Genomic DNA, 3,435 nt, shown 5'->3' on the forward strand with positions numbered 1-3,435 from the left:
GAGAACGCCAAGAAGATCAACAAGCTCATCCGCGACGAGGGCCCCAAGGGCGTCAAGTCGCAGATCCAGGGCGACGAGCTGCGCGTCACGAGCAAGTCCCGCGACGACCTCCAGGCCGTCCAGCGCATGCTCCAGGCGGCGGACCTCGACGTGGCCCTGAGCTTCACCAACTACCGCTGACCCGTCACCCGAGCCCTGCGCCGACCTGACCGACCCGCGGGCGTCCCACCCGCACATCTGTATGCCGCCCACCGGGCCCGGGTGGGCGGCATACGTCTGCCTGTGCCCCCCTCCACGTCGAGTGGCCACTTTCGCGCGCCCCCGGGCCTCATCGCCGTCATCCCGTTGGCCTCTAGCAATTTGGCGTGCCCGGGAGTCCACTGGGAGATGGCAGAGGAGTTGAGTCGCATGCGGCCTCGAGACGTCATGCCCATCGTGGAAAGCCACACAACCGCGGGAGGAGCGCTCGCCTCGGTGCGCGGCCGACCAGGGCGGCCGCTTCTGGCGGCCCTCGCGGCCCTGGCGCTGGCGCTCGGCCTCCTTCCCTGGTCGGCCGCACCTTCGCGGGCGGCCACCCTCAACGGGCACGACATCTCGTGGCCGCAGTGCCCCACCTCCGTCGGCGGCTTCGGCCTGCCGATGCCGCCCACCTCGACCCAGTTCGTGATCGTCGGCCTGACCCGGGGGCTGCCCTTCACCGAGAACCCGTGCCTCGCCTCCCAGCTCGCCTGGGTGCGCAGCAACGGCAAGCCCGCGCACGCCTACACGATGGCCGCCTTCCCGACCGCCGCGCAGCTCACCACCTACGGCTCCCGCGGCCCGTGGTCGGCCAGCTCCCGCGCCGGGCAGCTGTCCAACGTCGGCTATGCGGAGGCGGCGTTCGCCGTCGCCAGCCTCCGCACCGTCGGCTTCACCCCCCCGGTCGTCTGGATCGACGTCGAACCGCGCAGCGCCCAGCCGTGGCCGACCGCCACCACGGCGCAGCAGCGGGAGAACCGTTACGTCGTCGAGGGGCTCATGCGGGGGCTGCGGGACGCGCGGTTCGCCTACGGCCTCTACTCCTTCCTCTCCGGCTGGCAGTCCATCACCGGCTCGTGGCGGCTGCCGGGCGTGCCCGTGTGGGCCACCGCAGGACGCCTGGACTACCCGACCGAGGCGCTGGACCGCTGCCGACAAGCCAGCTTCAGCGGTGGTCGGGTCTACCTTTCGCAGTGGTACGACGACGTGCGCGACTACGACCTCACGTGTGACCCCTACGCGTTCACGCCGCTGCCCGTCCCGGCGTCCACGCTGTCGAACTCGACGGCCGACTTCAACGGTGACTGGAACAACGACGTCCTCGCCCGAGTGGGTGCCACGGGAGACCTGCGGCTGTATGCCGGGAACGGCCGCGGCACGCTCGCCCCCGGCATACGGATCGGCACCGGCTGGAGCATCTTCAACGCCCTCGACACCCCCGGCGACGTCAACGGCGATGGCCCGCTCGACGTCCTCGCACGCGAGAGGGTGACGGGAGACCTCTGGCTCTACCCGGGCGACGGCACCGGCGGCTGGCGCTCCCGGGTGCGGGTCGGCACCGGGTGGAACGTCTTCGACACCGTCGTCGGTCCGGGGGACTTCACCGGCGACCAGCGGGTGGACCTCCTGGCCAGGGAGACCGCGACGGGCAACCTGTGGCTCTACCCGGGCAACGGGCTCGGCGCCTGGCTGCCCCGGGTGCGAGTCGGCACCGGGTGGAACAGCTTCGACCCGGTCCTCGGCGTGGGCGACGTCACCGGCGACGGCGCGACCGACGTGCTGGCGCGGGAGACCGCCACGGGCTCCCTGTGGCTCTACCCCGGCAACGGCTCGGGTGGCTGGCTCCCCCGGGTGCAGGTCGGCACCGGCTGGCAGGGCTTCTCCGCGCTCGCGGCCCCGGGAGACCTCAACGGCGACCGGATTCCGGACGTCCTCGCCCGCGACGGGACCGGTGCCCTGTGGCTCTACCCGCGCAGCCCGAGCGGCGGCTGGCTGCCCCGGACTCAGGTCGGCTGGGGCTGGGACGTCATCGACGCGATCCTCTGACCGGCGTAGGCCGCCGCCCGTGCGGCGATCAGGCGGCGAGGTCGGCCAGGTCGGCGATGACCGCTCGCGCGAGCGGCCACCAGAACAGGTGCCCGCAGAGCGCGGCATACTCGCGCGGCGGAGCCCACCGCGTCGCCCGTATGCCGTCGTCGCCCGAGGAGAGCGCCGGCGCACGGCCTTCGAGCTCGGCCCGGAAGACCTGCAGGTAGGGAGCACCCACCGGGATCGGGTTGTCGGGAGTCAGCGGCGTGAACCGCTCGTAGCCGCAGACGTGCACGGCACCGGGGTCGAGCACGAGCCCGGTCTCCTCGGCCGTCTCGCGGACAACCGTGTGCAGCGGCGTCTCTCCCGGCTCTCGCCATCCGCCCGGAGACCCCCACTCGCCGCGCCGGATGCTGTGCACCGCGGCGAACCGGCCGTCGCGGTCGCGCACGAACACCATGGCCCCGAAGACCTGCTCCTCGGCGACCGGCCGAGGCGAGGCGACGAGGTCGACGTGGCTGACGCCGAAGGCCAGCGGCACGTGGAGGCGACGGGCGACTCCCCTGTCGCCGCGTCGCTTGCGCAGCCGCAGGCCCGACGCGTTGAGCCGCCGGGCGAGCTCGACCCCCGGGACGGGAACCGCGCCCGCGGCGACGGCCGCGTCCCACCGCTCCTGCGGCACGTCGTAGTGGTCGCCGTCGAAGGCCCACGGGTGCAGGGCCGCGGCGTCCGCGCAGGCATGCAACTCGGCATACGAGCTGTCGCTGACCAGGTGGGCGAACAGCCGGCCGTGCGCTGGCCAGATCGGCTGGTCGATCCACAGGGCCATGCCCGGCAGCCTAGGTCATCGGCACCTGTGGACAACCGCGGCGGATGCGGTCGCGCGCGGCCTACCGTCGTCGGGTCAGGTCAGCAGCCGCCCGCCGGGCGCCCGTCAGGGAGGACACCGATGTCCCGTTCCATCGTCGACACCGAGCGGATCGCCGCCGCCGCCGGTCAGATCCGCTCCACCGCCGAGACGATCGAGTCCGCCGTCGCGCACCTGCGGTCCCTGCTCGGCTCCCTCGACGGGGCGTGGGAGGGGCCGGCCAAGGCCGAGTTCGAGCGGGTCGTGCACGACTACCAAGGCGCTCAGGCCCAGATGACGCAGAGCCTGTCCGACATCGCGGCGGTCACCTCTGCCGTCTCGGCCGCCTACGCCCAGCACGAGGACCAGACCCGCGCCCTCTTCGCCCGCTGACCTCCGGGCCCTCCCCTCGTCGAGTGGCCACTTCCGCACACCCGCTGGCCCCCTTCCCCTCGTCGAGTGGCCACTTCCGCACACCCCGCAGTCGGGCGCCCCTCCCCCACGTCGAGTGGCCACTTCCGCACACCCCGCAGTCGGGCGCC

The 3,435-nt window shown here is 73.1% G+C and carries 4 protein-coding genes; 3 read left to right on the top strand and 1 reads right to left on the bottom strand.

The window, feature by feature from the left end; translation table 11 throughout:
* Together VFJ94_RS13470 and VFJ94_RS13475 are read left to right on the top strand one after the other, a co-directional pair.
* Positions 1-180: DUF520 family protein (locus tag VFJ94_RS13470; protein WP_325004734.1), on the top strand; the 180-nt coding region annotated here is incomplete at its 5' end.
* Between the two features lie 255 nt (positions 181-435).
* Positions 436-2,064, top strand: a complete 1,629-nt coding sequence (locus VFJ94_RS13475) for a VCBS repeat-containing protein (protein ID WP_325004735.1) — start codon at positions 436-438, stop codon at positions 2,062-2,064.
* A gap of 28 nt (positions 2,065-2,092) precedes the next feature.
* Here VFJ94_RS13475 and VFJ94_RS13480 read toward each other — a convergent pair whose 3' ends face one another.
* Entirely contained in the window at positions 2,093-2,875 is a 783-nt protein-coding gene (locus VFJ94_RS13480) for a DUF4031 domain-containing protein (RefSeq protein ID WP_325004736.1), read from the bottom strand.
* 120 nt (positions 2,876-2,995) lie between these two features.
* Here VFJ94_RS13480 and VFJ94_RS13485 point away from each other — a divergent pair, with 120 nt between their 5' ends.
* A complete protein-coding gene (locus tag VFJ94_RS13485; protein WP_325004737.1) occupies positions 2,996-3,286 on the top strand; it encodes a WXG100 family type VII secretion target in 291 nt (96 codons plus the stop codon).
* Positions 3,287-3,435 lie beyond the last annotated feature (149 nt).

This window comes from Intrasporangium sp., from assembly GCF_035688975.1.
Taxonomy (GTDB): Bacteria; Actinomycetota; Actinomycetes; order Actinomycetales; family Dermatophilaceae; genus CALMNV01.